The following is a 16,335-nucleotide window of genomic DNA, read 5'->3' on the forward strand; positions in this document are numbered from 1 at the left end:
AATTAAGTTCAGCACTATATACCATTCTTGTTTGTATTAGCACGGGCTTTTTCGGATACCAGTATGCACAATGGACTTATTGCTTTCCTCTTAACAATTTTGTTAAGTGTTTCACCTTTAAGCCTGAAAGCAGATACCCAACTACCCGATATCGGTGGCAGTGGCTACAGCATTATCTCTCAGCAACAAGAGTACCTTTTGGGTCGCGCTTGGGTGCGCATGCTTCGCGGCAGCTCGCGCTTATATAAGGATGCCGTTGTCAGCCAATACGTCGAAGAACTCACTTGGAATCTAGTCACATATAGCCAACTCACGGATCGCCGCTTAGAAATTTTAGTGCTAGATAATCCTACCGTTAACGCGTTTGCAGCACCGGGTGGCATTATCGGTGTTCACACCGGTCTACTCCTTACAGCACAAAATGAAGCGCAGTTAGCCTCAGTACTCGCACATGAGCTAGCTCACTTAAGCCAACGCCATTTTGCTTCACAACTAGAAGAACAACGCCGCAATAAGCCATTTTTTATAGCCAGTTTATTAGGCAGTATCTTATTAGCCGCAGCAGATCCTGAAGCCGGCGTTGTCGGCATGCAATCGTCTATGGCAGCCTCCGCCTCCTCCCGCCTCTCTTTTAGTCGCCAGAATGAACGTGAAGCCGATTACATTGGCATGCAAACCCTGACGCAAGCAGGCTACGATCCAAAATCCATGGCCGATATGTTCAGTCAGCTACAGCAACAAGCGCGCTTTAGCCGTATACCGCCTGAATTTTTGCTAACTCACCCAGTCACACAGTCACGTGTATCTGACGCACTAAACCGTGCTGAAACAATCAATGTGATTAACGCCAAAGAAAACAGCATCCACTTTAATATCGCTAGTGCACGTATTCGCACCGGATACGCTAAAGATCAAAAACAGCTATTAGAGAAATACCTAAACACGCAAAAACAGCAGGACAACGACAGCCTAAGATACGCTATTGCCCATACTGCAATAGCGGTTAAAGACTTTGAGCTTGCACAAAAGAACATCAACCGCTTTAGTAAAAGCTTTAAAAGCCGCCTAAGCGCTCGTTTAATCAAAGCAGAACTTGAACTCGGTAAAGAGAACTACCCAGAGGCCGCGAGGCAACTGCAACATCTAAGAAACCTATTCCCGGGCAGCCAAGCGGTATCTTTTATTTACGCCGATACACAAATAAAGCTAAACCAGCCGCACCTAGCGGTACAAGCTTATGAAGACTTGGTCGAAAAAGACCCAAATGACAGCCGTGCATGGTACCTACTGGCAGAAGCCTACGGGTTAGCTGGTGATATAGTCGGCGTGCACGAAGCCCGAATTGAATATTTCTTGTTAACCGCCAATGTAGATAGAGCCTTAAGGCAGATAGATTATGCACTAAGAGAACCGACCATTAGCAATACAGAACGTGCGCGATTAGAGCAAAGACAGGAAGATGCTAAAGAGATCAGGGAATCATTGAAGTTGGATTATTAAAAAAGAAAAACGGGACTGATGAGTCCCGCTTTTTAATCTAGCTCATTTAGCAATTAGCTAACCGGCTGCCAACTAGACGCTAATACCGGCTGCAATTGATCCTTAACATTCTGAGGAATCTCCTCACCAACGCCATTCGGTGCATCAAATTGAGCCATGGCTTGAACCAGAGCATCTACTTTGGAATGATCCAGCACATTCCCTGAAGCTTTGATCTGTTCAACCTCATAGCTACTGCTAGAGTACCAACTCTGTATTTTCACCTGATCAGTCGAAGAGTTGAAATCAATCACCAAATCATTCCCAGAACGACTAAACCAAACGTTGTCATAAGAGATTGATTCTCCCAACACTAGTTGATCGTTTGAACTACTAGAACTTTCCTTGACGGTGTCCTGACCATCACCTTGATTGAAGTAGTAAATGTCGCTACCACTGCCACCTTCAAGATAATCATTACCCAACCCACCGGTAATTCGATCAGAGCCACTACCGCCTTTCAGGGTATCGTTGCCCGCGTAACCATACATATAATCAATCGCAGAAGAACCTGTCATACTGTTATCGCCTTCTGTGCCATACATGTTCTGAGCTTCACGATATAACTCATCATGAGTCAGCAACGAACCATCAGCAAATTGAACCTTTTCAATTCGATAAGCTGCGCTAGTCGATGTGAAAGCACTAATCAACTTAATGCTGTCTGTCGCCACACCCTCTGGATCAGTGATCGTCAGAAGAATGTCGTTTCCTGAACGCTGGATATTGATGTGTTCTTGCAGAATACCTTCTCCAAATACGATCTTATCCGTACCAGATGTTGAAGTATCTTTAATCACATCTTGACCGTCACCACGGTTGAAGTAGTAAGTATCACTACCACTGCTACCTTCAAGATGATCGTTACCCAATCCGCCAGTAATTCGGTCTGAGCCACTACCGCCTTTCAGGGTATCGTTGCCCGCGTAACCATACATATAATCAATCGCAGAAGAACCTGTCATACTGTTATCGCCTTCTGTGCCATACATGTTCTGAGCTTCACGATATAACTCATCATGAGTCAGCAACGAACCATCAGCAAATTGAACCTTTTCAATTCGATAAGCTGCGCTAGTCGATGTGAAAGCACTGATCAACTTAATGCTGTCTGTCGCCACACCCTCTGGATCAGTGATCGTCAGAAGAATGTCGTTTCCTGAACGCTGGATATTGATGTGTTCTTGCAGAATACCTTCTCCAAATACGATCTTATCCGTACCAGATGTTGAAGTATCTTTAATCACATCTTGACCGTCACCACGGTTGAAGTAGTAAGTATCACTACCACTGCTACCTTCAAGATGATCGTTACCCAATCCGCCAGTAATTCGGTCTGAGCCACTACCGCCTTTCAGGGTATCGTTGCCCGCGTAACCATACATATAATCAATCGCAGAAGAACCTGTCATACTGTTATCGCCTTCTGTGCCATACATGTTCTGAGCTTCACGATATAACTCATCATGAGTCAGCAACGAACCATCAGCAAATTGAACCTTTTCAATTCGATAAGCTGCGCTAGTCGATGTGAAAGCACTGATCAACTTAATGCTGTCTGTCGCCACACCCTCTGGATCAGTGATCGTCAGAAGAATGTCGTTTTCTGAACGCTGGATATTGATGTGTTCTTGCAGAATACCTTCTCCAAATACGATCTTATCCGTACCAGATGTTGAAGTATCTTTAATCACATCTTGACCGTCACCACGGTTGAAGTAGTAAGTATCACTACCACTGCTACCTTCAAGATGATCGTTACCCAATCCGCCAGTAATTCGGTCTGAGCCACTACCGCCTTTCAGGGTATCGTTGCCCGCGTAACCATACATATAATCAATCGCAGAAGAACCTGTCATACTGTTATCGCCTTCTGTGCCATACATGTTCTGAGCTTCACGATATAACTCATCATGAGTCAGCAACGAACCATCAGCAAATTGAACCTTTTCAATTCGATAAGCTGCGCTAGTCGATGTGAAAGCACTGATCAACTTAATGCTGTCTGTCGCCACACCCTCTGGATCAGTGATCGTCAGAAGAATGTCGTTTCCTGAACGCTGGATATTGATGTGTTCTTGCAGAATACCTTCTCCAAATACGATCTTATCCGTACCAGATGTTGAAGTATCTTTAATCACATCTTGACCGTCACCACGGTTGAAGTAGTAAGTATCACTACCACTGCTACCTTCAAGATGATCGTTACCCAATCCGCCAGTAATTCGGTCTGAGCCACTACCGCCTTTCAGGGTATCGTTGCCCGCGTAACCATACATATAATCAATCGCAGAAGAACCTGTCATACTGTTATCGCCTTCTGTGCCATACATGTTCTGAGCTTCACGATATAACTCATCATGAGTCAGCAACGAACCATCAGCAAATTGAACCTTTTCAATTCGATAAGCTGCGCTAGTCGATGTGAAAGCACTGATCAACTTAATGCTGTCTGTCGCCACACCCTCTGGATCAGTGATCGTCAGAAGAATGTCGTTTCCTGAACGCTGGATATTGATGTGTTCTTGCAGAATACCTTCTCCAAATACGATCTTATCCGTACCAGATGTTGAAGTATCTTTAATCACATCTTGACCGTCACCACGGTTGAAGTAATAGGTATCGCTATCAGCACCACCTTGAAGATTATCGTTACCGGCACCACCAGTAATACGATCATTTCCGGATTCACCCTTCAAGGTATCATCGCCAGAATAACCAAAGAGATAATCAGCTTTATTTGAACCAACGAGGCTATCGTTGCCTTCAGTACCGTACATGTTCTGAGCTTCACGATACATTTCATCGTGCGTCAGAACAGTACCATCAGCAAAATGAGCCTCCTCGATACGGTAAGCAGCACTGGTCGAGTTATGAGCATTATTGAGGGTAAGGCTATCCGTTGCTAGGCCTGCAGGATCTGTGAGCGTTAGGACAATATCGTAGCCCGAACGCGTAATCGTCACGTGCTCTCTAAGAATGCCTTCTCCGAAGATGATCTTATCTGTGCCTGATGTGGAAGTATCTTTAATCACATCTTGACCATCTCCGCGGTTAAAGTAATAGGTATCGCTATCAGCACCACCTTGAAGATTATCGTTACCAACACCACCAGTAATACGATCGTTTCCTGATTCACCTTTCAGCGTATCATCTCCTTCATGACCGTAGAGATAGTCACCTCCCGAACCAGCTTGGACAACATCATTGCCACCATAGCCATAGATATAATCCTTTGCGGAGGATCCTACTAGCGTGTCATTGCTCTCAGTACCATACATACTTTGAGTAGCCAAATACATATCATCGTGTGTAAGCACCGTCCCGTCAGCAAAATGAGCCTCCTCGATACGGTAAGCAGCACTGGTCGAGTTATGAGCATTATTGAGGGTAAGGCTATCCGTTGCTAGGCCTGCAGGATCTGTGAGCGTTAGGACAATATCGTAGCCCGAACGCGTAATCGTCACATGCTCTCTAAGAATGCCTTCTCCGAAGATGATCTTATCTGTGCCTGATGTGGAAGTATCTTTAATCACATCTTGACCGTCACCACGGTTGAAGTAGTAGATATCACTACCACTGCTACCTTCAAGATGATCGTTACCCAATCCGCCAGTAATTCGGTCTGAGCCACTACCGCCTTTCAGGGTATCGTTGCCCGCGTAACCATACATATAATCAATCGCAGAAGAACCTGTCATACTGTTATCGCCTTCTGTGCCATACATGTTCTGAGCTTCACGATATAACTCATCATGAGTCAGCAACGAACCATCAGCAAATTGAACCTTTTCAATTCGATAAGCTGCGCTAGTCGATGTGAAAGCACTGATCAACTTAATGCTGTCTGTCGCCACACCCTCTGGATCAGTGATCGTCAGAAGAATGTCGTTTCCTGAACGCGTAATCGTCACATGCTCTCTAAGAATGCCTTCTCCGAAGATGATCTTATCTGTGCCTGATGTGGAAGTATCTTTAATCACATCTTGACCGTCACCACGGTTGAAGTAGTAGATATCACTACCACTGCTACCTTCAAGATGATCGTTACCCAATCCGCCAGTAATTCGGTCTGAGCCACTACCGCCTTTCAGGGTATCGTTGCCCGCGTAACCATACATATAATCAATCGCAGAAGAACCTGTCATACTGTTATCGCCTTCTGTGCCATACATGTTCTGAGCTTCACGATATAACTCATCATGAGTCAGCAACGAACCATCAGCAAATTGAACCTTTTCAATTCGATAAGCTGCGCTAGTCGATGTGAAAGCACTGATCAACTTAATGCTGTCTGTCGCCACACCCTCTGGATCAGTGATCGTCAGAAGAATGTCGTTTCCTGAACGCTGGATATTGATGTGTTCTTGCAGAATACCTTCTCCAAATACGATCTTATCCGTACCAGATGTTGAAGTATCTTTAATCACATCTTGACCGTCACCACGGTTGAAGTAATAGGTATCGCTATCAGCACCACCTTGAAGATTATCGTTACCGGCACCACCAGTAATACGATCATTTCCGGATTCACCCTTCAAGGTATCATCGCCAGAATAACCAAAGAGATAATCAGCTTTATTTGAACCAACGAGGCTATCGTTGCCTTCAGTACCGTACATGTTCTGAGCTTCACGATACATTTCATCGTGCGTCAGAACAGTACCATCAGCAAAATGAGCCTCCTCGATACGGTAAGCAGCACTGGTCGAGTTATGAGCATTATTGAGGGTAAGGCTATCCGTTGCTAGGCCTGCAGGATCTGTGAGCGTTAGGACAATATCGTAGCCCGAACGCGTAATCGTCACGTGCTCTCTAAGAATGCCTTCTCCGAAGATGATCTTATCTGTGCCTGATGTGGAAGTATCTTTAATCACATCTTGACCATCTCCGCGGTTAAAGTAATAGGTATCGCTATCAGCACCACCTTGAAGATTATCGTTACCAACACCACCAGTAATACGATCGTTTCCTGATTCACCTTTCAGCGTATCATCTCCTTCATGACCGTAGAGATAGTCACCTCCCGAACCAGCTTGGACAACATCATTGCCACCATAGCCATAGATATAATCCTTTGCGGAGGATCCTACTAGCGTGTCATTGCTCTCAGTACCATACATACTTTGAGTAGCCAAATACATATCATCGTGTGTAAGCACCGTCCCGTCAGCAAAATGAGCCTCCTCGATACGGTAAGCAGCACTGGTCGAGTTATGAGCATTATTGAGGGTAAGGCTATCCGTTGCTAGGCCTGCAGGATCTGTGAGCGTTAGGACAATATCGTAGCCCGAACGCGTAATCGTCACATGCTCTCTAAGAATGCCTTCTCCGAAGATGATCTTATCTGTGCCTGATGTGGAAGTATCTTTAATCACATCTTGACCGTCACCACGGTTGAAGTAGTAGATATCACTACCACTGCTACCTTCAAGATGATCGTTACCCAATCCGCCAGTAATTCGGTCTGAGCCACTACCGCCTTTCAGGGTATCGTTGCCCGCGTAACCATACATATAATCAATCGCAGAAGAACCTGTCATACTGTTATCGCCTTCTGTGCCATACATGTTCTGAGCTTCACGATATAACTCATCATGAGTCAGCAACGAACCATCAGCAAATTGAACCTTTTCAATTCGATAAGCTGCGCTAGTCGATGTGAAAGCACTAATCAACTTAATGCTGTCTGTCGCCACACCCTCTGGATCAGTGATCGTCAGAAGAATGTCGTTTCCTGAACGCTGGATATTGATGTGTTCTTGCAGAATACCTTCTCCAAATACGATCTTATCCGTACCAGATGTTGAAGTATCTTTAATCACATCTTGACCGTCACCACGGTTGAAGTAGTAAGTATCACTACCACTGCTACCTTCAAGATGATCGTTACCCAATCCGCCAGTAATTCGGTCTGAGCCACTACCGCCTTTCAGGGTATCGTTGCCCGCGTAACCATACATATAATCAATCGCAGAAGAACCTGTCATACTGTTATCGCCTTCTGTGCCATACATGTTCTGAGCTTCACGATATAACTCATCATGAGTCAGCAACGAACCATCAGCAAATTGAACCTTTTCAATTCGATAAGCTGCGCTAGTCGATGTGAAAGCACTGATCAACTTAATGCTGTCTGTCGCCACACCCTCTGGATCAGTGATCGTCAGAAGAATGTCGTTTCCTGAACGCTGGATATTGATGTGTTCTTGCAGAATACCTTCTCCAAATACGATCTTATCCGTACCAGATGTTGAAGTATCTTTAATCACATCTTGACCGTCACCACGGTTGAAGTAATAGGTATCGCTATCAGCACCACCTTGAAGATTATCGTTACCGGCACCACCAGTAATACGATCATTTCCGGATTCACCCTTCAAGGTATCATCGCCAGAATAACCAAAGAGATAATCAGCTTTATTTGAACCAACGAGGCTATCGTTGCCTTCAGTACCGTACATGTTCTGAGCTTCACGATACATTTCATCGTGCGTCAGAACAGTACCATCAGCAAAATGAGCCTCCTCGATACGGTAAGCAGCACTGGTCGAGTTATGAGCATTATTGAGGGTAAGGCTATCCGTTGCTAGGCCTGCAGGATCTGTGAGCGTTAGGACAATATCGTAGCCCGAACGCGTAATCGTCACGTGCTCTCTAAGAATGCCTTCTCCGAAGATGATCTTATCTGTGCCTGATGTGGAAGTATCTTTAATCACATCTTGACCATCTCCGCGGTTAAAGTAATAGGTATCGCTATCAGCACCACCTTGAAGATTATCGTTACCAACACCACCAGTAATACGATCGTTTCCTGATTCACCTTTCAGCGTATCATCTCCTTCATGACCGTAGAGATAGTCACCACCCGAACCAGCTTGGACAACATCATTGCCACCATAGCCATAGATATAATCAGCTTTATTTGAACCAACGAGGCTATCGTTGCCTTCAGTACCGTACATGTTCTGAGCTTCACGATACATTTCATCGTGCGTCAGAACAGTACCATCAGCAAAATGAGCCTCCTCGATACGGTAAGCAGCACTGGTCGAGTTATGAGCATTATTGAGGGTAAGGCTATCCGTTGCTAGGCCTGCAGGATCTGTGAGCGTTAGGACAATATCGTAGCCCGAACGCGTAATCGTCACATGCTCTCTAAGAATGCCTTCTCCGAAGATGATCTTATCTGTGCCTGATGTGGAAGTATCTTTAATCACATCTTGGCCATCTCCGCGGTTAAAGTAATAGGTATCGCTACCATCACCACCCTGAAGATTATCGTTACCGACACCGCCAGTAATACGATCGTTTCCGGATTCACCTTTCAGCGTATCATCTCCTTCATGACCGTAGAGATAATCACCACCCGAACCGGCTTGGACAACATCATTGCCACCATAGCCATAGATATAATCAACTTTATTTGAACCAACGAGACTATCGTTGCCTTCAGTACCGTACATGTTCTGAGCTTCACGATATAACTCATCATGAGTGAGCAATGACCCGTCAGCAAAAGCAACTCGTTCTATACGATATAATTCGGTACTTGAAGAAAATGCATATTTCAATGTGAGTCTGTCTGATGCGATACCATCAGGGTCAGCTATGTCTAATACGATATCCCCATCATTTCGGTAAATTGATACATGCTCACGCAAAATACCATCACCTAATATAATCCTATCGTTATTACTTTTAGTTGGATCACTTATTTGATCTTGCCCATCACCACGATTGAAAATATAAATATCAGATCCATGATCACCATTAAGAATATCATCACCTAATCCGCCAACAATGTAATCGTTTCCAGATCCTCCGTTTATTACATCGTCGCCGTCATTACCCTTTAAAGAATCATTCCCAAATGTACCTTTAAGAATATCGTTTTCATCCGTACCTAAAATTAACTCATGAGAATATTCATATAAAACAGGATCAAATTTGATAATGTCTAAACTGTTTTCAAAAGTCGTGGAATAAGATGAAATACCAATAAGTGTCTTAATTACGCCTTTTACGTACGTCTCATCTCCCAGCTCATGATGCTTCACAAGATCTTCACGCAAAAGAGAAAAATTAGGACTATAAGAAAGAGCTTCATTATTAAAATTGAGCTGAATTTTATCGAATGCCTCTGAGTACTCAACCTGGCTTATAATTTGAGAATAGACATACTGTTTGAATCGATTAAATTCAGTCGAGAGAACACCAGCAGCTTGCGGGCCTTGAACATGATCTTGACCAATGTTGTTTGAGTAAGGCCTACCAATCAATTTTTCTAGGGCAGCAACCTTCCTACCATCCATATAAACCCTGCCGTATTCATCACGACTATTTGGGTCGACATCAGATACACCAGTCCATTGGTAAATTATGTCATTCATCGATGACAGACGCTCAGCCGGCGACAGTTCGATGAAGTCTAAGATCATACTTTTAAGCACGTCATCTCTAGCCATTGCCTGTTGTAGGCTATGAACATTACCAAACGCATGTGCGTCAGGAAGCGCTTTTATCTCATCACTTAACTCTAGTAAATCAACTTCTTCCGTATCAGTTAAATTCACTCTAAACCAAACGTCTGCAGTATCAACTGAACTGCCATCAGCTGCTGTTGCTGTACTTATTTGCTCTAGTGTATTGCCTTTGCCGTCATCAATTAATATGTCTGAATAATTGGTGTTTAAAGACTGGATGCCGGCATTATCAAGCGTGGTCATTTCCCATTCTTGGCTTTTACCATCGCTATTAAGGTCACGCCATAACTTAAGACCCGCAGCTGCGGCTTCATCCAAATCCACTACACCATCATCATTGAGGTCTAACTCCTTAAGTGCCTCATAACCATTGGCAGCCTTAGTACCGCTCTCAATTACTGTATTATTACCAAAGAGTTCACTACCAGACGTTATCAGACCATCATTGTTTAGATCTCTGACTAATAAAGCATCGTCGCTATCGATCCACCCTGTGCGTTCCGCAAAACCGTTGGCATCAACATCAAAATGAATACCTTGTTTATGAGAAAGGGTTTCAATAACTCCATCGCGATCTAAGTCAATCGCAATAGGAGAACCTTTTGTCTTGGCTTCAGCAAAAGCATCAGAAGGATCTAGATTGTTCTGCTTGTCAACTGCCTCTTCGAGAAGGTCGCCTCTGTCTTCATATTCGAAGTCAATTTCATTGCCAGCAGTAGGAGTAGTCGCTTCACCTGTCCCTGAACTTTGGGAACCTTCAGCATCTGTTTCAGAATCATTAGTACTCGTCCCTGTTCCATCATTATCTGTATCTGAAGTAGTACCCGAATCACCAGTAGCAGCTCCTGAATCACCCGTTTCATTTGTTGCATTTTCAGCTGTATCAGCACACCGCACTCGCAATCTAATTTTGTTACCGGCGAATTGACCGTCTGTCATACGTATATCTAAAGATATAACTGGCTGACCACTAGCGAGTGTAGAGCTACCATGTCCAGCTAATACGCCGCCAAAGTTTAACCCCCCCCATATAAAATCAAGTTTTAAACCGCTAATTTCTGCATCTGAATACTGAGCTAGTAAATCCAATAAATCATTGTAAGAAGTCGCAACTAAATCATGCCCATCAAATAAAATGGAGCCAAGTTCAGTGACAGTGCCACTTACATTGCCATCGGAATTATTGGAAGAATCAGTACTACTCGAATCACCGTTGCCTGAATCGCTGCCACTATCGGGAGAAGGAGATGATAAAGATAGCTTCTCCTCTACCAAGCTCTCAAAGTCGATTGGGTTCGTGCGGTCAGCAAATTTAAAGGAGCTAACTACACCATTTGCACCGTTATTAATCCATATAGCTTCATTGAAATAGGTAAGTAATAGATCTTCGTCTCGAAACTCAAGAGAGACATCATCAAAATTGATACCGGAGCCAAAAACAATCGTGTTATTTTCGCCGTAGATGTCCGTTACACTGTCAGCAACACCGTCTACAAGTAGCGCATCACCTAGCTCAAAAAGGTAGGTATCATCTCCCAAACCACCTTCAAGGTAATCGACACCTGTCCCGCCAGTTAACTCATCATCACCGGATTCTCCAATGAGTGTATCGTCACCTGCACCACCATAAAGCTGGTCGTCACCAATATTATTCTCAGAATGACCATCATGATCACCATAAATGACATCGTCTCCCGAACCACCATAAAGATAATCGCTTCCACCTTGTCCTAAGATAGTGTCACTACCGTCACCACCAAAGACCCAGTCATCCGCATGAAAGACCTCATCAACAGATTTGGAGTCACCTGCGATAAAGTCATCGCCTTCCCCACCTTCCAGAGTATCGGCACGCCCACCGCCATAGATACTGTCATCACCTGCACCACCGACAATGTAATCCTCTCCATGGGCTGAGCCTTCGACAATATTTCCAGAGGCCGTGGTTATAAGGTCATCCCCTAGTAATTCATCATTACCTTCGCCACCATTGATGAAATCATCTCCACCTTGTCCAGATACGAAGTCATCTCCAGAGCCAGCGAAAATTGTATCGTTTCCATACTGTACAACATTCCAAGATCCCTGTGTTCTTAAGGTGTAACCATTAATATCTTCAACTAACCAGTCACCATCGTATGCAACCGCACCTGAATCAGCGTGAATAAAATCTCTACCTCCACCACCGTAGATAGTGTCATCACCTTCGCCGCCAGCTATACCATTTGTTGCTTGATCGCCAACTAATAAATCATTTCCAGCCCCACCAGAAAGCCAATCTGTTACAGCAGCAGAATTTTGTCCGTTAGCTTGTAGTATCGAAGTTAAATCTGATTGAGTATTCGCATAGATAACGTCGTCATCCTCCCCTCCAGAGAGAACATCTGCACCAACTCCTCCTTCTAATGTATCCAAGCCTGAACCAGCATGAATGATATCGTTGTCATCACCACCACTAAGGTAGTCGTTACCACTTCCACCTTTTATTTGATCACGACCAATACCACCAGTAACACTATCGTTACCACTCCCAGTATCTATATAGTCGTTACCACTACCACCATCGACTGTATCATCCCCAGAACCGGAGTAGGCTTCATCATCTCCCTGTCCAAGCTGAATATAATCATTGCCACCCAAGCTATGTACTAAGTCATTACCACCCAAAGCATTTAATAAATCACGCTCATCAGTGCCTTCAACTTCATCATCGTCGTGAGTTAAATCGGCTAGCGCTGGAGAATCCCCTTGCTCACCATCTGAAATTGCATCTAGCTCTACAATCTTTTGATTAATTAAATTAGTAAGATTAGTTTCTGCATTTTCTATATAGGCAGAGAGTTTTATATCTCTATCGGCATTATCTACCGCACTATCAGACAGGGTATCGATAGATTCATTATGAGCAGCAAGATTAATCAGTGATAAAGCTCCCCGCTCCCAATCATTGATTTTAACCAAAGAATCGTCGGTAACCACTTCAGTTTTTTCAGCAGCAACAGCATTTGAAACAACCACTAAAAGGCCATTAATAATTGTAGACAAATCGTTCTTAGCATCAGACTCAAGTTTATTTCTCACATAGAGTCTAACTTGATTTTTAGTAACATTCGCAATTTCCTGAACAGACCTTTCAAAACTTGACTTATAAGTATCCAATTTATTTTTTAGGATTATATTACTATCTGAATTATCGAAAGCTATTTTGGACTTATTGATTTCGGGGTATTTCAACTCATCGACTTCTTTCGATACTTTAGTTACAAAACCCAGCACATCTGTTTCACCAATAATTTCAAGTTCAGAATTGATAAACACTGATGATTCAAATTTACTTTGAGCTATCAGCGCATCAACGTCGCCCTCATGTAAAGATAAAAGCTCAGCTCCTACATATTCCTTTGCCAACATCAAATAATCATTGGAGATAGATTCAAGCTGAACATTAACTTCTCCATCAATATAAGAATCTAATTCCGGATCATAGTACCCTGAAAAAACATCCAGATAATCTATAAAGTTTTGATTATAAACATCAAGACCGTCAACCATTTTATTTTTAAACAGTTCAGCTTTATTTATAGCATCCATTAAAACAACAGATTGTTGCTCAAATAGACCTTTCTTATAACCTAAATCCAATGCTGCGCTTTCAATCTCAATTTCTAAATCTTGATAATCAACACCAATTAAGTCAGCTTCTTCTCTGAGTGAATTCACATAATTCAATAATGAATCATTTCTTATATCTGGTAATGTCTCATTAATAAATTCATCAAATATTTCCTCTCGCTCTTGCTCTATTTGTTCTAATACTGATTCGAAATCACCAACAACAGATTCCATCTCATGTATTAAGGCTAATAAAGATTCTATACTCGACGCTATTGTCGACTGAAAGCCATCAGGAACTGAGCCTTCAACCACTACAGAACCCGCAGCTAATGTTAAACTTACCGTTGTAGCTGCAACAGCAACTCCTAAAGCAAGCACAACCAAAGCAGGTCCTGTTACTATCCCTGCAGTGACAACTGCGCCAGCTGCCAACAACCCTGCCACATCTGATTCGATAGATAGCAAAGTACTATATTGGATAGCTTTTTTGTCCTTTAATTCTTCGTTTGCGTTTCGAATACCATTTGTTAAAGACGTAACATCTACAGCAATTGAAGTAACCGGATTCACTCTGCTCATAGAGGTTAATGCCGTTTCCCCAATAACAACAGCTCCTGTCGCATAATTAAGAGCAGCATGATAAGGATCACTATGGCTACCTAATATCACCGAGTCGATATATTGACTACTTTTAACAGAACCTTCTGCAGCTCCAACCATCACATCTTTTACAGCATTAGCACTAACAATAGAACTGGCCATTTAATCTTCCTTAATCAATTCATAGTCAATTAAATAATTTACTTTCATGAATTCATGATATTTAAGTTCGTAACATTCGCTTACTTCTATATTCAATCTATTAAATCTACTTCTCGATGATGTTTTAAAGAAATAGCGCTCACCATCGATCAAAAAATAGACTCCAACATTACGGCCCTCAGACCTACTTTCAAAACACCCTTCTGATGAACTCATTCCTTTGTAATATGAAATTTCATACCCAACAGTACAAAACAAAAAAATTAATACCGAAATAAGTACAAACCATGTATTTATACTAACCTTCTTTAAATTTACTGGCTCTGTTAACAAATAAAGAGCAATCACAAAAGAGAAAACCAAAAAAATAAAGTAAACCATCACCTTTCAACCAAACTTTCATCTTTATATCTCAACAAAGGTGCCAAAATATATTCAATCAAATAGCGCTTACCTATTTTAATTTCCGCACTTACACCCATCCCCGGCACTAACTCAACATTTCTTCCATCAACGTTTAAACTATTTTTCGCTAACAAAACCTTGGCTTTATATATAAGCCCTCTTTGCTCATCTACAGTGGCATCGGTCGAGATAGTTTCTACACGGCCATCAATTACGCCGTATTTGGTAAATGGGAAAGTGTGAACTTTTACTTCTGCGACTTGATCGGCATAAACAAAACCTATGTCCTTATTTTCTAACCACGCTTCAACTTCCAGCTGCTGGTTTTCAGGTACGATTTTCATTAGCGGCTGTGCTTCTGTGACAACACCACCGATGGTATGGATAGCCAACTCTTGCACAATGCCATCGACCGGAGATGTAAGAATCTGCTTCTTATTCAAATCTTTAGCTTTATTCAACTCTTCTTGGAGGGTTAGATATTCACGGTCTGTTTGTAGGAGCTCTTGCAAGTTTTCACTACGGTAGCGAGCAATTAAACCTTTACGCTGCTGTTTGAGTTCGTCTATCTGGGCTAATAACTGTTGGTTACGTGCTCTTGCACCAATGAGGTCTTGCCGTTGTTCTACCCGTTGTTGCTCAAGCTCCAGGTACTGAACCTTAGCCACCATCTTTTTCTGCATCATTTTTTTAAGGGCAGATACACGCTGACTAATGAGCGGAAGCGTGCCTTTAAGCTTGTTTATCAGCGCAAAGTTAACTTGCTGTTCAGCCTTTTTATCAATCAGGAGCTGATCGATACGCGCTTGTTCTGCGCGATAGTTTTCTTGTTGTTGAATGAGCAATAACGCTTGCTGCTGTTGTTGGTATTCCGGAGCTTCAGGCCAAATTTTAGTTTCTATGGATAGAAGATCAGGAGTTTGTACCAATTGCTGTGGCTGAGTGGAGTTTTGCGCAGCAGCGAAGGCTTGATCCAAATAGGCTTTAAAGTAAGTTAAACGCTGATGATTAAGACGGTTTTGAATAATTTCTTGTTCAAAACGCTTTTGGTTTGCACTGGTTTGCCCTCGGTCCAATTCGATCAGTGCTTGACCAGCTTTAACAATTTGGCCGTCTTTTACTAATATTTTTGATACAACACCACGCTCATACGGCTGGATCTGTTTAACTTGGCCTGAAGGAATAATTTTCCCTTCTGCTGTCGCAACAATATCGACCTCACCTAGACAAGCCCAAACAAGACCAATCGTGAACAGTGCCAGTAGCACCCATGCGGTTATGCGGCTGGCCGGGTGCGGTGGTTTCTCTTTGATCTCAAGCGCAGCTGGAAGGAAAGCCAGTTCCTGACGGGCTAGGTCGTTATCGCCCATGGTAGAACGCTCTTCCCAGCGTTGTTTTAGTGAATTCATCCATTTCATGCTGTTTATTCCCTGATACAGCGTTAATCCGTTTTATCAGCCTTTTGCGCAAGGCCCTAAGAAGCTTGAAGCTTTCTCTTTACTCTCTAGGTATAGATTCCAGCTTTCGC

Annotated in this window: 3 protein-coding genes; 1 reads left to right on the plus strand and 2 read right to left on the minus strand. The window is 43.0% G+C overall.

Annotated elements, in window-relative coordinates; translation table 11 throughout:
- The first annotated feature begins 63 nt into the window (after nucleotides 1–63).
- Complete coding sequence (locus tag ACMXYS_RS09770; RefSeq protein ID WP_415896379.1) at nucleotides 64–1,500, plus strand: M48 family metalloprotease; 1,437 nt, start codon at nucleotides 64–66, stop codon at nucleotides 1,498–1,500.
- 53 nt (nucleotides 1,501–1,553) lie between these two features.
- On the opposite strand, the gene ACMXYS_RS09775 is transcribed toward ACMXYS_RS09770, so the two are convergent.
- A complete protein-coding gene (locus ACMXYS_RS09775; RefSeq protein WP_415896380.1) occupies nucleotides 1,554–14,402 on the minus strand; it encodes a calcium-binding protein in 12,849 nt (4,282 codons plus the stop codon).
- Nucleotides 14,403–14,782: 380 nt separating this feature from the next.
- Nucleotides 14,783–16,225, minus strand: coding sequence for an HlyD family type I secretion periplasmic adaptor subunit (locus ACMXYS_RS09780; RefSeq protein ID WP_415896381.1), 1,443 nt, complete (start codon nucleotides 16,223–16,225; stop codon nucleotides 14,783–14,785).
- Nucleotides 16,226–16,335 lie beyond the last annotated feature (110 nt).

Origin of the sequence: Neptuniibacter sp. QD57_21 (assembly GCF_047778075.1) — a bacterium.
In the GTDB taxonomy this organism is placed as follows: domain Bacteria; phylum Pseudomonadota; class Gammaproteobacteria; order Pseudomonadales; family Balneatricaceae; genus Neptuniibacter.